Source organism: Paracidovorax wautersii (genome assembly GCF_031453675.1).
In the GTDB taxonomy this organism is placed as follows: Bacteria; Pseudomonadota; Gammaproteobacteria; order Burkholderiales; family Burkholderiaceae_C; genus Paracidovorax.
The window spans coordinates 4,266,303-4,283,695 of sequence record NZ_JAVIZX010000001.1 but is presented as its reverse complement, the minus strand read 5'-3'; the positions used below and the strand labels follow the sequence as shown (position 1 = coordinate 4,283,695).

Below are 17,393 nucleotides of genomic sequence, written 5' to 3'. Positions count from 1 at the left end.
TGCCAACGGTTTTTACTGCAGGCGGCCCAGCTGGTCCTTCAGCCGCGCCAGCGTCGTCCCGAAGTCGGCGACGCGCTTTTTCTCCTGGTCGATCACCGCAGGCGGCGCCTTGGCCACGAAGGCCTCGTTCGACAGCTTGGCGGAGGCCTTGGCGATCTCGCCTTCGATGCGCGCCACTTCCTTGGACAGGCGGGCCTTCTCGGCAGCGACGTCGATCTCCATGTGCAGGCACATGCGTGCCTCGCCCACCACGGCCACAGGAGCCGCCTGCGCAGCAGTCGCCCAGGCGGCTTCGTCTTCAAACACCTTCACTTCGCTGAGCTTGGCCAGCGCCTGCAGCACCGGCGCGGCACCACGCATGAATTCGGTGTCACCGACGACATACATCGGCAGGCGCGTGGCGGGCGAGACGTTCATCTCACCGCGCAGCGTGCGGCAGGCGTCCACCAGCGACTTGAGGCGCGCGACATAGGCGATGGCGGCGGGGTCGATCTTCTCGGGTTGTGCCAGCGGGTAGGCGGCGATGCTGACCGAGGCGCCAGCGCGGCCGGCCACGGGCGCCACTTGCTGCCACAGACCTTCGGTGATGAACGGAATGATCGGATGGGCCAGGCGCAGGATGGTCTCCAGCGTGCGGATCAGCGTGCGGCGCGTGGCGCGCTGCTGCGCCGGCGTGCCGGTCTGGATCTGTACCTTGGCGATTTCCAGGTACCAGTCGCAGAACTCGTTCCAGACAAAGTCGTAGATCGTGTTGGCGACGTTGTCCAGGCGGAACTCGGCGAAGCCCTTGGCGACCTCGGCCTCGACCTGCTGCAGCAGCGAGACGATCCAGCGATCCGGCTGGCTGAATTCCAGGTAGCCGCCATCGCATTCGGCCTGCGTGTGGTCCTGCAGGCCGCAATCCTGGCCTTCGCAGTTCATCAGCACGAAGCGGCTGGCGTTCCAGAGCTTGTTGCAGAAGTTGCGGTAGCCCTCGCAGCGCTTGCTGTCGAAGTTGATGCTGCGGCCCAGGCTGGCCAGTGCCGCGAAGGTGAAGCGCAGTGCGTCGGCGCCGTAAGCGGGAATGCCTTCAGGAAATTCCTTTTGCGTGTTCTTGCGCACCTGGGGCGCCGTCTCGGGGCGGCGCAGGCCGGTGGAGCGCTTTTCCAGCAGCGGGTCCAGCGCGATGCCATCGATCAGGTCCACCGGGTCGAGCACGTTGCCCTCGGACTTGCTCATCTTCTTGCCCTGCGCATCGCGCACCAGGCCGTGGATGTACACGTGCTTGAACGGCACGCGGCCTGTGAAGTGCGTGGTCATCATGATCATCCGGGCGACCCAGAAGAAGATGATGTCGTAGCCCGTCACCAGCACCGAGGAGGGCAGGTACAGGTCGTAGTCCTTGGTGGCGTTCTGATCCTCAAGGGCCTCGGGCCAGCCGAGCGAGGAGAAGGGCACGAGCGCGGCGGAGTACCAGGTGTCCAGCACGTCGGCATCGCGCGTGAGCTTGGCGCCGGCTCCTGCCTGCGCCTGGGCGTCCGCCTCGCTGCGGGCCACGTACACGTTGCCGGCTTCGTCGTACCAGGCCGGAATCTGGTGGCCCCACCAGAGCTGGCGGCTGATGCACCAGTCCTGGATGTTGTTCATCCACTGGTTGTAGGTGTTCACCCAGTTCTCGGGCACGAACTGCACATCACCCGAGGCCACGGCATCGATGGCCTTCTGGGCGATGCTCTTGCCCGTGGGGTCTTGGTCGCTCACCTTGCTCATGGCGACGAACCACTGGTCAGTCAGCATGGGCTCGACCACCTGGCCGGTGCGCGTGCAGATGGGCACCATCAGCTTGTGCTTCTTGGTCTCGACCAGGGCGCCGGCGGCTTCCAGATCGGCCACGATGGCCTTGCGTGCCACGAAGCGGTCCATGCCCTGGTACTTGGCCGGTGCGTTCTCGTTGATGGTGGCCTGCAGCGTCAGCACCACGATCATGGGCAGGCCGTGGCGCTGGCCCACCTGGTAGTCGTTGGGGTCGTGCGCGGGCGTGACCTTGACCACGCCGGTGCCGAATTCCTTGTCCACATAGTCGTCGGCAATGATCGGGATCTCGCGGCCCACCAGGGGCAGGGTCACGGTCTTGCCGATGAGTGCGGTGTAGCGCGCGTCTTCGGGGTGCACCATCAAGGCCACGTCGCCCAGCATGGTTTCAGGGCGCGTGGTGGCCACGGTCAGGCTGCCGGAGCCATCGGTGAGCGGGTAGGCGATGTGCCAGAGCGAGCCGTCCGTCTCTTCGCTCTCCACTTCCAGGTCGGACACGGCGGACTGCAGCTTCGGGTCCCAGTTCACCAGGCGCTTGCCTCGGTAGATCAAGCCCTGCTGGTAGAGCTTCACGAAGGTGTCGGTCACCACCTTGGAGAGCTTGTCGTCCATGGTGAAGTATTCGCGGCTCCAGTCCACGCTGTCACCCATGCGGCGCATCTGCGTGGTGATGGTGTTGCCGCTCTTTTCCTTCCACTCCCAGACCTTCTTGGTGAAGTTCTCGCGGCCCAGGTCGTGGCGGCTCACGCCCTGCTCCTGCAGCTGGCGCTCCACCACGATCTGCGTGGCGATGCCGGCATGGTCGGTGCCTGGCACCCACAGGGTGTTGTGGCCCAGCATGCGGTGGTAGCGCGTCAGGCTGTCCATGATCGTCTGGTTGAACGCATGGCCCATGTGCAGCGTGCCCGTCACGTTGGGCGGCGGCAGCTGGATGGAGAAAGCGGGTGCGTTCGCATCGGGCTGCTGCTTGCCGCGGTGGCCTGCCACGCCATAGCCCCGGCGCTCCCACTCGGGGCCCCAGTGGGCCTCCAGGGCGGCGGGCTCGAAGGATTTGGACAGGCTCTCAAGGCCGGGTTGGTGCAGGGGGGCGCTCATGGCTTCAGGCAGGTGAGAAGGGCGCCGGCAGCGGCGCCCGGTGTCGATGAGGGGAACCGACCATTCTAAGACAGGCCTCTGCGGCGGTGCAGCGCGGCGGCGGCGGGCGAGGCCTTCCCGCCGCCGCAGGCGAAGGGACAAGGGGGCAGACCAGATGCCGGCGGTGGTCTGCGCCGGGTGGCCGGAGCGCGCCGGGCTTGGGGACGGCGGTACGAGCCCGCCTGCGGTGACTGCCTTGCTATTGTTGATATAGCTATATGCGCTTGCTAGATAAGAGGTTACGGCATATTTCTCTTCTAATCCATCAGGGCTTTGCAAGCTCCGGACGGTCGTTCTGCTGCGGCTTCAGCGGCGCCGCATCCTTGCCTTCGGCGCGCTCCTTGCGCCATTGCTCCTTGCGCGCCGTCCATTCGCGCAGCCGCTGGTGGGCGACCGTGCTGTCTTTGTGCATCTGCTGGGCGTCGGCGAGCTGGGCCGACAGCTCCAGCCGGATGCCGTTCGGGTCGAAGAAGTAAATGCTCTTGAAGATGTGGTGGTCGGTCACGCCGAGCACCTCGATACCGTGCGCCTCCAGGCGCTGCTTGGTGTTCTCCAGTTCCTCCACCGTATTGACGCGGAAGGCGATGTGGTTGACCCACAGCGGCGTGTTGGGCGAGGGTTCCGCTTTCACGTCGTCGCCCAGGTCGAAGAAGGCGATGAATGAGCCGTCCTGCAGCCGGAAGAAGAAGTGGGTGTAAGGGCAGTACTCGCCCGTGCTGGGCACGTAGTCGCTCTGGATGATGTGGTAGAGCGGCAGACCCAGGATGTCTTCGTAGAAATGGCGCGTTTCCTCTGCATCACGGGCCTTGTAGGCGTAGTGGTGCAGTTGCTGGATGGGCGCTGGCGCTGGCAGGCTGGCGAACGTTGCGGGTGCGAGTACGGCGTTCATGCAGGTCTCCAAGTCTTGGAATGGTGTGATTCTACTATTCGTAATTGATTTACGTTAGATGAATTGACCGCCGGCGTGCGGGTCCGTCGAGAGGCTGCGAGAGCGGCCGGAGATAGGTCGGACATGAACGGGTGCAGTTCGCCGCGGCGGGCACTGCGTGGCGTCGGGGTGATAGCCGTCAATGGACGGATGTGAGACGGGCTTGGCAGGTCGAGCGTGTGGGGGCCGAGCCGGTCACGAACGCGGGCCGGCAGACCGTCCGCAGGTGGCGTGCAGCAATTGCGAGGGGGCACCGTCCCACGTCGCGTCACACAGGGAGCGTCGAACTGGCGCCCTGTGCAGGGGCGCCAATGCCCAGCCTTGCTCAGGCCGCGAGCGCGGCGTTCTTCCAGGCGGTGGCGGCGGCTTCCGTGTCGCCGCGCTGCTCGGCCAGTTCGGCCAGGTGGCGCCAGGCGCTGCAGCGCAGGCCGGGGTCGGTGAGCTGCTGGGCGGCCTGGGTGAACAGCTGCTGGGCCTTGCCCCAGAGCTGGCGGCGCAGGCAGGCCATGCCGGCCAAGTACTGCAGCCGGCCGTCGCGCGGGTTGCCCTGCTGTGCGGCTTCGATGCGCGCCAGCCAGGCCGTGTCCACCACGTCCAGGTTGTGCTCCAGCGCGCGGATGAGCTTGTGCGCCTGGGCCTCGGGCAGGCCTTCCGGGGCAGACACCATCCGGTCCCAGACCGGCGCCAGCCAGCTGCGGACCTGCGTGGCGTCACCGCCGAGAAGGCTCAGCCGTTGGGCGGCGTGCACCGCCAGTTCGGGCATGTTGCGCTCGGCGGGCTCCAGGGACAGCCAGATGCGCTGCAGTTGCGCCGGGTCGTGCGCTCCGTTGATCAGCTCCATGGCCAAGCCGCGCACGATGCTCTGCGCTGCGGCCGGCGAGAAGGCGCGGTGCTTGCCCAGCAGCCGCGCCGTGTCCAGCGCCTCCTGCGTGCGGTGCGACAGCCGCGTGGCCTTCAGGCGGGCGCGCAGCGCCAGCGTGCGCCGGGCTGCGCCCTGGGGCAGGGCCGCCAGATGCTCCAGCGCGGCCTGGGCGTCGTGTTCGTCCAGCGACCAGCGTGCGGCTCGCAGTTGGGCGCCTTCGCGCAGTTCCAGTTCGGCCGTGGAGGCCCGGTCGGGAATGTTCTGCAGCGCTTGCTGCAGGTGCGCCTCGCGCGTGGGGCGGTCCTGCAGGGCGTGGGAGCTTTCGGCGGCGACCAGGTGGGCCAGCGTGCGCAGCTGGCGCGCATGGGGGACGGCCTGGCCCGCTGCCTCCAGCGCGCTTTCCTGCGACAGCGCGGCCACGGCCGCCTTGCGCGATCGCAGGAAGCGGCCCGCCAGCAGCTGCGAGAGTGCGTCCATGAGCGCCGCGTGCATGACGCGCTCTTTCTGCTGCAGGCGCCAGCGGCGCGCCTGGCGCGGCAGCTCCAGCAGTGCCGCCAGGCCGCGCAGTGCGGCGTAGAGCGTGCCGAAGCCGCCGAACAGCAGCAACAGCACCATGTTGAGGGATAGGTCGATGCGGTAAGGCGGCCAGAACAGCGTCACCGTGCCCTGGTTGTTGCCCGCGAACAGGGCCACCGCCACGGCGGCGCCGAAAAGTGCCAGAAGCCAGAGTGCTGCGCGCATAGCGGGGTGCCGTGCTTTCGTCTGTTCAGCGGCCGGCCGCCGCCGTGGCCAGTGCGGCCAGCGTGTCGTCCAGGGGCGGCAGCTCGGCCGCCTTCATGTGGGCCTGGGCCTGCTGCAGCATGGTGGCGGCGTTCTGCACCCGGCGCGAGGCAGGGTCGAAATACTTGTTGATCGATACGGTCGCAGCGCTGAGATCGGCGCGGGCCGAATCCAGCTGCCGTGCCAGCACGCCCAGGCGGGCGTTGATGAGCTTGAGCTTCAGGTTCTCGCGCAGGAAGAAGGCCTGCTCGGGCGACACCAGCACCGCCTCCGGGCGGTCGATGCGGCTCACGCGCAGCAGCCCGCGGGCTTCGTCGCGCACGACTTCCCAGGCGCCGTACAGCACCGCCTGCCATCGGGGCACGTCCGCGGCCGGGGCGGCGGCGGTTGCCGGTGCATCCGGTGCGTTGGCCATGCGGCGCATGGCGGAGGCCTGGGCCACGGCATTGAGCAGCGGCAGCTCGTCCACCTGCCGCACCAGATCGTCCAGGCGGCCCAGCAGGCCGGCGGTGTCCGTGACGGAGGCGCGGGTCAGGCGCTCCAGATCGCGGCCGATGGCCCGCTGCAGCGGCGCCAGGCGCGGCTGGGCCGCGCGCTCGATGCGCTGGTTGGCATTCTTGAGGGCGGCTTCCAGCGGCTCCAGGCTGCCGGTGAGCTGGGCCTGCTGCTGGGCCAGGCGCACGCTGGATTCGATGTCCACCACCAGGTTGTCATCCCGCGAGCGCGACAGGCTCTGCATCAGCTCTTCGAGCTGGCTGCGTTGCAGGGCGACCTCGCTCAGCCGGGTCTCGCTGACCGCCACGCGCGCGGCGGTATCGCGGGCCAGTTCCTGGGCCTGGCGGGCCATGGTGCGGGCCTCGATGGCCTGCGCGCCGGAGTCGGCCGATTGGCGGGCGAGCTGTTCCTGGATGCCCGACAGGCGCTGCCACAGCAGCACGCTGCTGACGAGGCTGGCCAGCGCGACCGTGCCGAGCACGTACAGCGCGGTGCGGGCGCCCACGGAGAGGGCGGGGGCTGCGGGGTTCACGCGGGCCTGTGGCGGGGCGGACAGGTCCTTGTCGGGCTCAAAGCTCATGCAGCGATTCTATCGACGCCACCACGTCATCGAAGGCCGGGCGGCATTCGGTGACCGTGCCGAAACCGGCCGCCCGCGCGGCGCCTGCAATGCGTGGATGCGTCGCCAGGGCATGAGCGCGAGACCAGTCCTGGCCGGGCAGGGCCGCGCGCAGGTGGGTGACGGCTTCGGAGCTGCTGAGCAGCCAGACCGAGCCGTCCGTGGCCGCCTCCTGTGCCAGCACTTGCTGCGCTGGCGACAGCACGGGCGCGGCGCGTTCATACACGGCGACGAACTCCACGGAGCCGCCCGCCGCAGCGATCTGCCGTGCCAGCCAGTCACGGCCGGAGCCGCCCTCGGTGGCCGGGCCGGCGGCGCCGCGCACGATCAGCACCCGGTCCCCCGGGCCGATCTGAGGAGCGACCTGCTGCCATAGCGATTCCGAATCGAATTGCGCGGCATCGGGTGCGGGCCGGTCGATGCGGCCGGCCGGCACGCCGGCGTCGCGCAAGGCCTGGGCGGTGCCGGGGCCGGGTGCCCATGCTCTGGTATTGATAGCTGCATGCGCAGGCGCAGCAAGTGCTGGATCCGGAAAACCTTCGAAGAAATAGTGCACGGCATTGCCGCTCACGAACATCAGCGCCCGGTAGTTGTGGCACTCGGCGCGGGCGCGCAGCAGGGCGCTTTGCAGGGCCGGGTCGTGGACGCCGCGGATGGTGATCAAGGGCAGGGCCACCGCCTCGATGCCGGCGGCCAGCAGATCCTGGGCCCACTGCCGCGCATCGCGCTGCGGCCGGGTGACGATGGCGCGGCGGCGGGGCATGGGGGCGGCGGGCGCTGGGTAGGGCGCCGTTTCAGCAGGCGCCTTCGGCGCCACCGGCGCGCAGCTGCGCCGCGACCGATTCACCCAGTGCCTGCGCCTGGGCCAGCGTGGAAATTTCTGCCTGCCCGCTGGCGTGGACCAGCGGCTTGCGGCCTTCCGGGTCGCCCCAGGCGGCATCGAGCGTCAACATGCTGCCGGACCAGCGGCCGTGGGCCGCCAGCGGCATGGAGCAGCTGCCGCCCATGCTGCGGCTCACGGCGCGTTCGGCCGTCACGGTCAGCCAGGTGGGCATGTGGGCCAGCGGGGCGAGCGCCTCGATCAGATCCTGCCGTTCGGTGCGCACCTCGATGCCCAGCGCGCCCTGGCCGGCGGCGGGCAGCATATGTTCGGGATCGAAGGTGGCGCGGATGCGTGTGTCCAGGCCCAGGCGCTTGAGCCCGGCGGCGGCCAGCACGATGGCGTCGTACTGGCCTTCGTCCAGCTTGCGCAGGCGGGTGTCGAGGTTGCCGCGCAGCGGTTCGATGCGCAGGTCGGGCCGCAGGGCCTGCAGCAGCACCTGGCGGCGCAGGCTGGAGGTGCCGACCACAGCGCGCTGCGGCAGTTCGGCCAGGGAGGCGTAACGGAGGGAGACGAAGGCGTCGCGCGGGTCCTCGCGCTCCATCACGCAGGCCAGCGCGAAGCCCTCGGGCAGGTCCATGGGCACGTCCTTGAGCGAGTGCACGGCGAGGTGGGCGCGGCCTTCGTCGAGGGCGACTTCCAGCTCCTTCACGAACAGGCCCTTGCCGCCCACCTTGCTCAGCGACCGGTCCAGGATCTGGTCGCCCTTGGTGGTCATGCCCAGCAAGGACACATCGTGTCCGCGGGCGCGCAGCAGGGTCTGGACATGCTCGGCCTGCCAGAGGGCGAGGCGGCTTTCGCGCGTGGCGATCACGAGGGGGGAGGGGGGCGGGGCAGAGGTCTTCATCACCGTGTCATTGTCACCGCCCCCGGGGCCGGACAGCGTGCGCGGGATGCTAGCATGGTGCGCTGCAGTATCCCTTCTTGATTCAAGTCAAAAACACGGGCGCGGAGCGCGCCAGGAGAGCCTCTCGCATGACGACGACCGCCCGCAAGACCGACGCTGCCAGCGACAAGACTGCCGTGCCCCGCAAGGCCGACAAGGACCTGCCGCTGATCCAGGACATCCGGCTGCTGGGGCGCATTCTGGGCGACGTGATCCGGGAGCAGGAGGGCGTGGCCGCCTACGACCTGGTGGAGCAGGTGCGCAAGCTGTCGGTGGCCTTCCGCCGCGATGCGGACCAGGACGCCGACAAGGCGCTCAAGAAGCTGCTCAAGGGCCTGACCGGCGACCAGACGGTGAGCGTGATCCGCGCCTTCACCTACTTCAGCCACCTGGCCAACCTGGCCGAGGACCGCCACCACATCCGCCGCCGCACGGTGCACGAGCGTGCCGGCAGCGCGCAAGAGGGCAGCATCGAAGTGGCCCTGGCGCGCCTGCGCTGGGCCGGCATCGCGCCCCGCACCGTGGCGCAGACGCTCGCCAAAAGCTACGTGGCGCCCGTGCTGACCGCCCACCCCACCGAGGTGCAGCGCAAGAGCATTCTGGATGCCGAGCGCGACATCGCCGAGCTGCTGGCCGAGCGCGACGACCTGCAGGCGCGCGCCCAGCTCTACAACAGCGCCAAGGATGCGCTGACCCCCCGCGAGCTGGCCGCCAACGAGGCGCGGCTGCGCGCCCGCGTGGCGCAGCTGTGGCAGACGCGCCTGCTGCGCTATTCCAAGCTCACCGTGGCCGACGAGATCGAGAACGCGCTGTCGTACTACGAGTCGACCTTTCTCACCGAGATCCCCAAGCTGTATGCCGACCTGGAGCGGGAGCTGGGCAGCCAGCCGGTGCCCAGCTTTTTGCGCATGGGCCAGTGGATCGGGGGCGACCGCGACGGCAACCCCAACGTCAGCGCGGCCACGTTGTCTTTGGCCCTGGGCCGGCAGGCCGAGGTGGCGCTGCGCCACTACCTGACCGAAGTGCACTTTCTGGGCGGCGAACTGTCGCTGTCGGCGCGGCTGGTGCAGGTCTCGCCCGAGATGCAGGCGCTGGCCGAACGCTCGCCCGACCACAGCGAGCACCGCCAGGACGAGCCCTACCGCCGCGCACTCACCGGCATCTATGCGCGCCTGGCGGCCACGCTGAAGAACCTGACCGGCGGCGACGCCGCCCGCCACGCCGTGGCGCCGCAGAACGCCTACGCCACCGCGGAAGAGTTCCTGGCGGACCTGCGCGTGATCGAGGCCTCGCTGCGCTCCCACCGCGGCGCCCCGCTGGCCGCGGAGCGCCTGCACCCGCTGGTGCGTGCCGTGGAGGTGTTCGGCTTCCACCTTGCCACGGTGGATCTGCGCCAGAGTTCCGACCAGCACGAGCGCGTGATCGCCGAGCTGCTGGACACCGCCCGCATCGAGCCGGACTACGGCGCGCTGCCCGAGCCGGAACGCCGCTCGCTGCTGCTGCGCCTGCTGTCCGACGCCCGGCCGCTGCGCGTGGTGGGCGCCGACTATTCCGAGCACACCCGGGGCGAGATCGCCATCTTCGAGACGGCGCGCCTGATGCGCGAACGCTTCGGGCGGCAGGCCATCCGGCACTACATCATCAGCCACACCGAGACGGTGAGCGACCTGCTAGAAGTGCTGCTGCTGCAGAAGGAAGTGGGCCTGATGCACGGCACGCTGGACAGCGAATGCACGGCCGACCTGATCGTGGTGCCGCTGTTCGAGACCATCGAAGACCTGCGCAATGCCGCGCCCATCATGCGCGAGCTGTATGCGCTGCCGGGCTTTGCCGCCCTGGTGCGGGCCAGCGGGGCCGAGCAGGACATCATGCTGGGCTACAGCGACAGCAACAAGGACGGCGGCATCTTCACCAGCAACTGGGAGCTGTACCGCGCCGAGATCGCGCTGGTGGCGCTGTTCGACGAGATGAATGCGGCCCAGCCCGGCCCGGCCATCCAGCTGCGCATGTTCCACGGCCGCGGCGGCACGGTGGGCCGGGGCGGCGGCCCCAGCTACCAGGCCATCCTGGCGCAGCCGCCCGGCACCGTGCGCGGCCAGATCCGCCTGACGGAGCAGGGCGAGGTGATCGCGTCGAAGTACGCCAACCCGGAGATCGGCCGGCGCAACCTGGAGACGCTGGTGGCAGCTACGCTGGAGGCCACGCTGCTGCAGCCCACCAAGCCCGCCACCAAGGCTTTCCTGGAAGCCGCGGCCGAGCTGTCGCAGGCCAGCATGTCGGCCTACCGCGCGCTGGTGTACGACACGCCGGGCTTCACCGACTATTTTTTCAGCGCGACGCCGATCCGCGAGATCGCCGAGCTGAACATCGGCTCGCGCCCCGCATCGCGCAAGGCCAGCCAGAAGATCGAGGACCTGCGCGCCATTCCCTGGGGTTTCAGCTGGGGCCAGTGCCGTCTCACGCTGCCGGGCTGGTACGGCTTCGGCGCCGCGGTGGAGGCCTTCGTGAAGGCGCCCGGGCGGGACCCGAAGGCGCAGCTGGCGCTGCTGCAGAAGATGTACCGGCAGTGGCCGTTCTTCCGCACGCTGCTGTCCAATATGGACATGGTGCTGGCCAAGAGCGACCTGGCGCTGGCTTCGCGCTACAGCGAACTGGTGGCCGATGCGCGACTGCGCAAAAAGGTTTTCGGCGCCATCGAGGCGGAATGGCAGCGCACCAGCGATGCGCTCGCCCGCATCACGGGCGAGAAGCACCGGCTCACGCACAACACGGCGCTGGCGCGCTCCATCCGCCACCGTTTCCCCTACATCGACCCGCTGCACCACCTGCAGGTCGAGCTGGTGCGCCGCTGGCGCGCGGGGCAGGGCGACGACCGCGTACAGACGGGTATCCACATCTCCATCAACGGCATTGCCGCCGGCCTGCGCAACACCGGCTGACGGCCCGCCATATGCGCCCCGGTGGGGGCTCGGGCTCGGAACTTGCTGCCGGCATGGGTGCCGGCCAGCGGGGCGGGACAGGCGCCGCATGCCGCGGCGTCTTCAATGACAGGTGAACGGGATCGAGATCGTGGAAAACGGAATCGCGGGGTTGCTGCGGCGCCTCTGGGCGCAGGATGCGTTCGTGTACAGCCTGCGGGTGTTCGTGGCGCTCAGCGGCGCCATGGCGCTGTGCTGGTGGCTGGACCGGGTCCCGCTGGTCATTCCCCTCTTTCTGGGCATCATCGCCAGCGCGCTGGCCGAGACCGACGACAGCTGGCGCGGCCGGCTGCGCGCGCTGCTGGTCACCCTCGCGTGCTTCGCCACGGCCGCGTTCTCCGTGAAGGCGCTGCTGCCGTGGCCGGTGTGGTTCGTCGCCGGGCTGGCGCTGTCCACCTTCGGCTTCACCATGCTCGGGGCGCTCGGCGAGCGCTACCGGGCCATCGCCTCCGCCACGGTCATCCTGGCGCTGTACACCGCCATCAGCGTGGCGCCTGGCGCTGCGCACGCGGCGGGCGGTGCCTGGTGGCACACGCCCGCGCTGCTGCTGGCGGGCGCGGCCTGGTACGGCCTGCTGTCGCTGGCCTGGTGCGCCGCCTTCCCGCACCAGGCCGTGCGGCAGAACCTGGCGCGGCTGTACGGCCAGATGGGCGTGTATCTGCGGCTCAAGGCCGGCATGTTCGAGCCGGTGCGTGCCATCGACGTGGAGCGCCGCCGCCTGGCGCTGGCGCAGACCAACGGCAAGGTCGTGGCGGCGCTCAACACCACCAAGGAAAGCCTGTTCAGCCGCCTGGGCCGCCACGCGCCCGAAGGCCGCATGCTGCGCCACCTGAACCTGTACTTCATCGCGCAGGACATCCACGAGCGGGCCAGCTCCTCGCACTATTACTACAACGACTGGGCCGATGTGCTGTTCCACAGCGACGTGCTGTACCGCTGCCAGCGCGTGCTCAAGCTGCAGGGCGTGGCCTGCACGCAGCTGGCCGAGGCGCTGCAGCTGCACCGGCCCTTCGTGCAGGGCGACGAGGGCCAGCGCGCCATGGCCGACCTGCACGATTCCATCGCCTACCTGGAGCGCCAGGAGCAGCCCGTCTGGCGCAGGCCCCTGCGCTCCTTGCGCGCGCTGGCGCGCAACCTGGCCACGCTGGATGCGCAGCTGCAGGCGGCAGCGCACCCCGAAGGAGGGGAGCGGCCCGGCGATACCAGCCTGCTGGACCGTACGCCCCGTTCGCTGGCCGACGCCTGGACCCGCGTCAGGGCGCAGTTGCACACCCGCTCGCCGCTGCTGCGCCACGCCGTGCGGCTGTCGCTGGCCCTGGCCGTGGGCTATGCGGCCATGCAGGTGACCGATCCGGCGCACGGCTACTGGATCCTGCTGGCCACGCTGTTCGTGTGCCAGCCCACCTACGGCGCCACGCTGTCCAAGGTGACGCAACGCATCGCCGGCACCGCCATCGGCCTGGTGGCGGGCTGGGCGCTGCTGCGGCTGTTTCCCAGCCTGCACCTGCAGGCACTGTTCGCGGTGGCCTCGGGCGTGCTGTTCTTCGTCACGCGCACCACGCGCTACATGACGGCCACGGCGGCCATCACGCTGCTGGTGCTGATGTGCTTCAACCAGAGCACGGGCGATGGCTATGCGCTGATCTGGCCGCGGCTGCTGGACACGCTGCTCGGCAGCGCGATCGCGGCGGCGGCGATGTTCCTGGTGCTGCCCGACTGGCAGGGCCGCCGGCTGGCCGCAGTGGCCGCGCAGGCGGTGCTCACCAACGCGCTGTACCTGCGCGAGATCATGACCCAGTACGCCACGGGCAAGGTGGACGATCTGGATTACCGCCTGGCGCGGCGCACCGCACACAACGCCGATGCGGCCCTGTCCACCACGCTGTCGCACATGCTGCAGGAACCGCGCTGGGTGCGCCGCCATGCGCGCCCCGGCATGCAGATGCTGGTGCTGTCGCACACGCTGCTGAACTATCTGTCGGCCCTGGGGGCGCACCGCGACCGCCTGGCGGCGGATGACAACGACCCGCTGGTGATGCGGGCGGCCGACCATGCGGCCCAGCAGATCGAGGGCATTGCGCTGGCGCTGCAGGGGCGGGCGCCGCTGCCCGCAGGGGATGACGGCGCCTCCGACGCCATGGCGCAGGCGCTGGAGCGGGCGCTGGAAGAGGCGGCCGGTACCCAGGGCGACACCCTGCGGTTGCTGCAGACCCAGCTGGCATTGGTCTGCCGGCAGATCACGCCGCTGCGCGCCATGGCGCAGCAGCTGCTGGCGGGCACGCCGCGGGAGCCGGACACAGGCGCCGCTTGAACGCGGCGAGGCCTGGCCCCGGGCCGGCGCCTGGGATGGGACTTTCGCTTTTGCTGGGCTGCGCTTTACCCGCGCAGCGCCCGCCGCAGCGCCCGCCGCAGCGCCCAGGGCCTGAAGAGGCTCTAGTCGCCCAGCATTTCGCCCACCACGCGCAGGTCGTCCACCCGGTCGCACACGGCCTTCACGGCCATCATCACGGGAATGCCCAGCAGCAGGCCCCACAGGCCCCACAGCCAGCCCCATACCAGCACGCTCACGAAGACGGCGACCGGGCTCATGCGGCTGGTGCGGCTGGTCAGCCAAGGCGTGATGAGGTTGCCGACGATGGTGTGGATCACCAGCGAGGCACCGCCGATGGCCAGCGCCATGTCCACCGTGCCGAACTGCAGGAAGGCCACCAGCGCCGAAGCCCCCGTCACCACCACCGAGCCGATGTAGGGCGCGAGGTTGAGCACCCCGGCCACCACGCCCCAGACGGCGGCGTTCTCCAGCCCCAGCGCGGCATACGCCAAGCCCGTGGCGATGCCCACGAGCACGCTGGTGAACACCTGCACGAGCAGGTAGCGCTGGACCTGGCCGGAGATGTCGTCCAGCACCTCCATGGTGATCTTGCGCCGCTCCAGGCTCGTGCCGGCGATGCGCATGAGCTTGCGCCGGAAGAGGTTGCCCGAGGCCAGCGAGAAGAAGGTCAGGAAGATCACCACCGTGAGCTGCCCGACGGCCGACATCAGCCCCACCGTGCCGCTCCAGACATAGTCGCGGATGTTGAACGGAGGCCGTTCGATCACCACGCGCTGCACGCCGCGGCGCGTTTGCGGCGGAATGCTCTGCGTGGCTGCTTCTTCGATCTGGGTCGCGGCCTTCTGCATGGTGTCCAGCGGGCTGGGGCCGCGCATGTGCGGGCGCATGGCGTCGCGCACCTTGCGGGCGGCCACGGGCACGGAATCCACCAGCTCCGCCGCGCCATCGCTAAGGTACCACGCCGCCCCGCCGATGCTGGTGACGATGGTGATCAAGAGCAGGCCCGCCGCCAGCCAGCGTGGCAGGTGCCAGCGGTGCAGGAAGCCTACGGCGGGCTGCAGGGCGATGGTCAGCAGCAAACTCAGCATCAGCGGAATGAACACGGCGCTGGCCCAGTGCAGCAGCGTGACCGCGGCGAACAGCGTCAACAGCCCGAGAGAGACGCTGCGCACATCCACGGGCATGTGCAGGAGCACGCGCGGCTGGGACGGATCGCCAGACAGCGGCAGTACCGTGGCCGTCGCCTCCACGGCAGACGCGGCAGCGGCGGGCTGCGCCGGAGGTGGGGTTGGCGGCGGCGGTGCGGCCGGTGGCGGCGCGGGCGGAGACGCCGCGTCTGCAGCCTCGGCCGCATCGGGCGGCGGTGGTGGGGGCGCCTCGGCAGGGGGAGGCTCGGGCGTGGGCGCTGGCGGCGAGGGCATTTCTGGCATGCGCGGATTGTGCCGCTGCCGCAGCCCTCTGCCACGTAGGCGGGCTCCTCAGGCGCATGGGTGCGCGCAGCCGGCATGGCCGGCGCTGCAGGCCGGGCACTCCCCATGAAACGTATTGAATGAAATCGGCCGCCAGGCCAATGGATATCAGCGCAATGCGCTATGATTTTTGATGAGTAGCAGCCGCTACGGTGCGCCCGGCGGGCGGCGCCCCATCCCGCAATCGCCAAGCTGCACCCCGAAAGGCCCGCTGTTCGGCCGATGCGCGTTGCGCCATCCGCTTAGCATCCGCGCATGCCATCGGAGGAAAAGCGCGTGCGTACCATCACATACCGGTCCCTGGGACCGCTGGCCGCCTGGGGCGCGCTGGTTCTGGCGGCGGGTTGCACTGCATCGACGCCCGACCTGCCCCGCGAAGAGGCCCATGCGCCGTCGGCGCAGAAGACCGTGCGGGCGGCCCACCACTGGGACGTGATGGCCGACGACGTGGCCGCGCATGTGGCCGACCGGCTGCGCCTGTGGCCGGCCGGCGAGCATCCCATCCATGTGGCCGTGGGCCCCGACGCGTCCGACTTCAACCTCGGCTTCCGCCAGCTGCTGGTCACCCATCTGGTGGAGCGCGGCGTGACGGTGTCATCCGAGCCGACGGCCGCCGCGCAACTGGCGGTGACCACCCAGATCGTCCAGCACCGCGCGGGCGCGACCCTCACGTCCAGCGGCGCGCGGCTGTCGCCGCAGGTGGTCGTGGTGCGCAACCCTGCCGGCTACGCCCCCGTGCCCGCCGCGGCGCTGGTGGATGCCGGCCCCATGCGCACCGAGATCCTGGTCACCACCTCGCTGGAGCGCGACCAGCGGTTCCTGGTGCGCACCTCGGCCGTCTACACCATTGCGCAGGACGATGCGGCGCTCTACCAGGCGCGCATCCCGCTGCCGCTGTCCGCGCCTACGCCGACCAAGACCTGGGCGGTGACGCCATGACCGCGGCACCCGCCCCCGTTGCCTCGGTCCGAGGTCGCCGCGCTGCGCTGGCTGCGCTGCTGGCCGCCGCGGCCGCCGGCGCCACGGGCTGCGCGCGCTACTACTACGGTCCGCCCCTGGGCAGTGGCCCGGTCGATCTGGTGGAGAGCAGCTACCAGGCCGCGGACGCGCTGCTGCAGGGCCCGCCGCTCGATCCGTCGCTGCCGGTGCTGGTCGCCACGGTCGTGAACGCAGACCGGCTGTCCGAATCGACGCGGCTGGGCCGGCTGATCTCGGAGCAGGTTGCCGGCCGCCTGGCCCAGCGCGGCGTGCGCGTGACCGAGCTGCGCCTGCGCGAGACGCTGGCCATGCGGCCCGGCCAGGGCGAGCTGCTGCTGTCGCGCGATGTGCGCGAGGTGAGCCAGGCCCAGTCCGCCCAGGCCGTGGTGGTGGGAACGTATACAGCGTCTTCCCAGGCGGTGTACGTGAGCTTGAAATTGGTCAACCCGCTGGGCAACGCCGTGGTGGCGGCCTACGACTACAGCCTGCCCATGGATGCGGGCCTGCGCGGGCTGTTGGCCAACTGACGGCGCCGCACCGCCTACCTTGCGCGGTTCAAAAGGCCCGGGCTGCCCCAAAAGCAAAAGCCCGGACGAGGCCGGGCTGCAGCGGTTGCGAATCGCTATGTGCTATTGATTGTGTAGCTGCAGGCGAAATCAATGAAAGCGCTGCAGGCCAAAAACACTCCTAATGATCAGTGCAGCATCAGCGCGCCAGCGCTCTTGCTCTTGCCGGCGCGTGCAGGCGGGTTGCACAGGCCGCAGGTGAAGTGGCGGTTCTCGTACAGCTCGGTCACGAACTGGCCGCTGCACTGCGAGCACTTGGTGCGCGTCAGCATGCCGGCGTCCACGAACTTCACCAGGCGCCAGGCGCGGGTGAAGGACAACAGGGGCTCGATCTCGGCGGCAGCGACCTGCTCGTTGTACAGCCGGTAGGCCTTCGTCAGCAGTTCCACCGAATCCAGGTCCACGCCCTTGGACAGGTATTCGTAGATGTTGAGGAACAGCGAGCTGTGGATGTTTTCCTGCCAGGTCAGGAACCAGTCGGTCGAGAAGGGCAGCTGGCCCTTGGACGGCGACTTGCCGGCGATCTCCTTGTACAGGCGGATCAGGCGCTCGTACGACAGCGTGGTCTCCGACTCCAGCACCTGCATGCGGGCGCCCATCTCGATCAGCATGGCGGCGCGTTCGATCTGCTTGGATTCGTTGAGAACGCTCTTGACGGGTGCGGACATGGCGGGCTTTCGGAAAGGAAGAAGGGT

General features: G+C 69.6%; 12 protein-coding genes. 4 read left to right on the top strand and 8 right to left on the bottom strand.

Annotated features, from left to right (window positions below; genetic code table 11):
• Nucleotides 1-12: 12 nt before the first annotated feature.
• The 6 genes from QE399_RS19265 to hemC form a co-directional block, all read right to left on the bottom strand.
• Nucleotides 13-2,886, bottom strand: a complete 2,874-nt coding sequence (locus QE399_RS19265; RefSeq protein WP_309831330.1) for a valine--tRNA ligase — start codon at nucleotides 2,884-2,886, stop codon at nucleotides 13-15.
• A gap of 304 nt (nucleotides 2,887-3,190) precedes the next feature.
• Nucleotides 3,191-3,814, bottom strand: coding sequence for a VOC family protein (locus tag QE399_RS19260; RefSeq protein WP_309831328.1), 624 nt, complete (start codon nucleotides 3,812-3,814; stop codon nucleotides 3,191-3,193).
• Nucleotides 3,815-4,178: 364 nt separating this feature from the next.
• A complete protein-coding gene (locus QE399_RS19255; protein WP_309831326.1) occupies nucleotides 4,179-5,456 on the bottom strand; it encodes a heme biosynthesis protein HemY in 1,278 nt (425 codons plus the stop codon).
• Nucleotides 5,457-5,481: 25 nt separating this feature from the next.
• Nucleotides 5,482-6,570 (bottom strand): uroporphyrinogen-III C-methyltransferase, encoded by a 1,089-nt coding sequence (locus QE399_RS19250; protein ID WP_309831324.1) that lies wholly within the window; start codon nucleotides 6,568-6,570, stop codon nucleotides 5,482-5,484.
• Nucleotides 6,560-7,372, bottom strand: a complete 813-nt coding sequence (locus QE399_RS19245) for a uroporphyrinogen-III synthase (protein WP_309831322.1) — start codon at nucleotides 7,370-7,372, stop codon at nucleotides 6,560-6,562. The genes QE399_RS19250 and QE399_RS19245 overlap by 11 nt, the downstream gene beginning before the upstream one ends.
• Before the next feature lie 31 nt (nucleotides 7,373-7,403).
• Nucleotides 7,404-8,336 (bottom strand): hydroxymethylbilane synthase, encoded by a 933-nt coding sequence (gene hemC, locus QE399_RS19240; RefSeq protein ID WP_309831320.1) that lies wholly within the window; start codon nucleotides 8,334-8,336, stop codon nucleotides 7,404-7,406.
• A gap of 128 nt (nucleotides 8,337-8,464) precedes the next feature.
• Between hemC and ppc the strand changes: the two genes are divergently transcribed.
• Entirely contained in the window at nucleotides 8,465-11,314 is a 2,850-nt protein-coding gene (gene ppc, locus QE399_RS19235; protein ID WP_309831318.1) for a phosphoenolpyruvate carboxylase, read from the top strand.
• Between the two features lie 130 nt (nucleotides 11,315-11,444).
• Nucleotides 11,445-13,664 (top strand): YccS family putative transporter, encoded by a 2,220-nt coding sequence (yccS, locus tag QE399_RS19230; RefSeq protein ID WP_309831316.1) that lies wholly within the window; start codon nucleotides 11,445-11,447, stop codon nucleotides 13,662-13,664.
• A 122-nt stretch (nucleotides 13,665-13,786) separates the two neighbouring features.
• Here yccS and QE399_RS19225 read toward each other — a convergent pair whose 3' ends face one another.
• Nucleotides 13,787-15,106 carry an AI-2E family transporter gene (locus QE399_RS19225; protein WP_309832205.1) on the bottom strand — a complete coding sequence of 440 codons (1,320 nt, stop codon included), beginning with the start codon at nucleotides 15,104-15,106 and terminating at the stop codon, nucleotides 13,787-13,789.
• Between the two features lie 324 nt (nucleotides 15,107-15,430).
• Here QE399_RS19225 and QE399_RS19220 point away from each other — a divergent pair, with 324 nt between their 5' ends.
• The gene (locus QE399_RS19220; protein ID WP_309831314.1) at nucleotides 15,431-16,093 is read left to right on the top strand and encodes a hypothetical protein; all 663 of its coding nucleotides are present in this window, start codon (nucleotides 15,431-15,433) and stop codon (nucleotides 16,091-16,093) included.
• On the top strand, nucleotides 16,090-16,659 hold the full coding sequence (locus QE399_RS19215; protein WP_309831312.1) for a FlgO family outer membrane protein: 570 nt from the start codon (nucleotides 16,090-16,092) through the stop codon (nucleotides 16,657-16,659). The genes QE399_RS19220 and QE399_RS19215 overlap by 4 nt, the downstream gene beginning before the upstream one ends.
• Before the next feature lie 167 nt (nucleotides 16,660-16,826).
• Here QE399_RS19215 and flhC read toward each other — a convergent pair whose 3' ends face one another.
• On the bottom strand, nucleotides 16,827-17,366 hold the full coding sequence (flhC, locus tag QE399_RS19210; protein ID WP_309831309.1) for a flagellar transcriptional regulator FlhC: 540 nt from the start codon (nucleotides 17,364-17,366) through the stop codon (nucleotides 16,827-16,829).
• Nucleotides 17,367-17,393: the final 27 nt, after the last annotated feature.

Coding starts and splice junctions, on each gene's coding strand:
- QE399_RS19265 (WP_309831330.1), bottom strand. CDS start 2,886: ATGAGCGCCCCCCTGCACCAACCCGGCCTTGAGAGCCTGTCCAAATCC.
- QE399_RS19260 (WP_309831328.1), bottom strand. CDS start 3,814: ATGAACGCCGTACTCGCACCCGCAACGTTCGCCAGCCTGCCAGCGCCA.
- QE399_RS19255 (WP_309831326.1), bottom strand. CDS start 5,456: ATGCGCGCAGCACTCTGGCTTCTGGCACTTTTCGGCGCCGCCGTGGCG.
- QE399_RS19250 (WP_309831324.1), bottom strand. CDS start 6,570: ATGAGCTTTGAGCCCGACAAGGACCTGTCCGCCCCGCCACAGGCCCGC.
- QE399_RS19245 (WP_309831322.1), bottom strand. CDS start 7,372: ATGCCCCGCCGCCGCGCCATCGTCACCCGGCCGCAGCGCGATGCGCGG.
- hemC (WP_309831320.1), bottom strand. CDS start 8,336: ATGAAGACCTCTGCCCCGCCCCCCTCCCCCCTCGTGATCGCCACGCGC.
- ppc (WP_309831318.1), top strand. CDS start 8,465: ATGACGACGACCGCCCGCAAGACCGACGCTGCCAGCGACAAGACTGCC.
- QE399_RS19225 (WP_309832205.1), bottom strand. CDS start 15,106: ATGCCCTCGCCGCCAGCGCCCACGCCCGAGCCTCCCCCTGCCGAGGCG.
- QE399_RS19215 (WP_309831312.1), top strand. CDS start 16,090: ATGACCGCGGCACCCGCCCCCGTTGCCTCGGTCCGAGGTCGCCGCGCT.
- flhC (WP_309831309.1), bottom strand. CDS start 17,366: ATGTCCGCACCCGTCAAGAGCGTTCTCAACGAATCCAAGCAGATCGAA.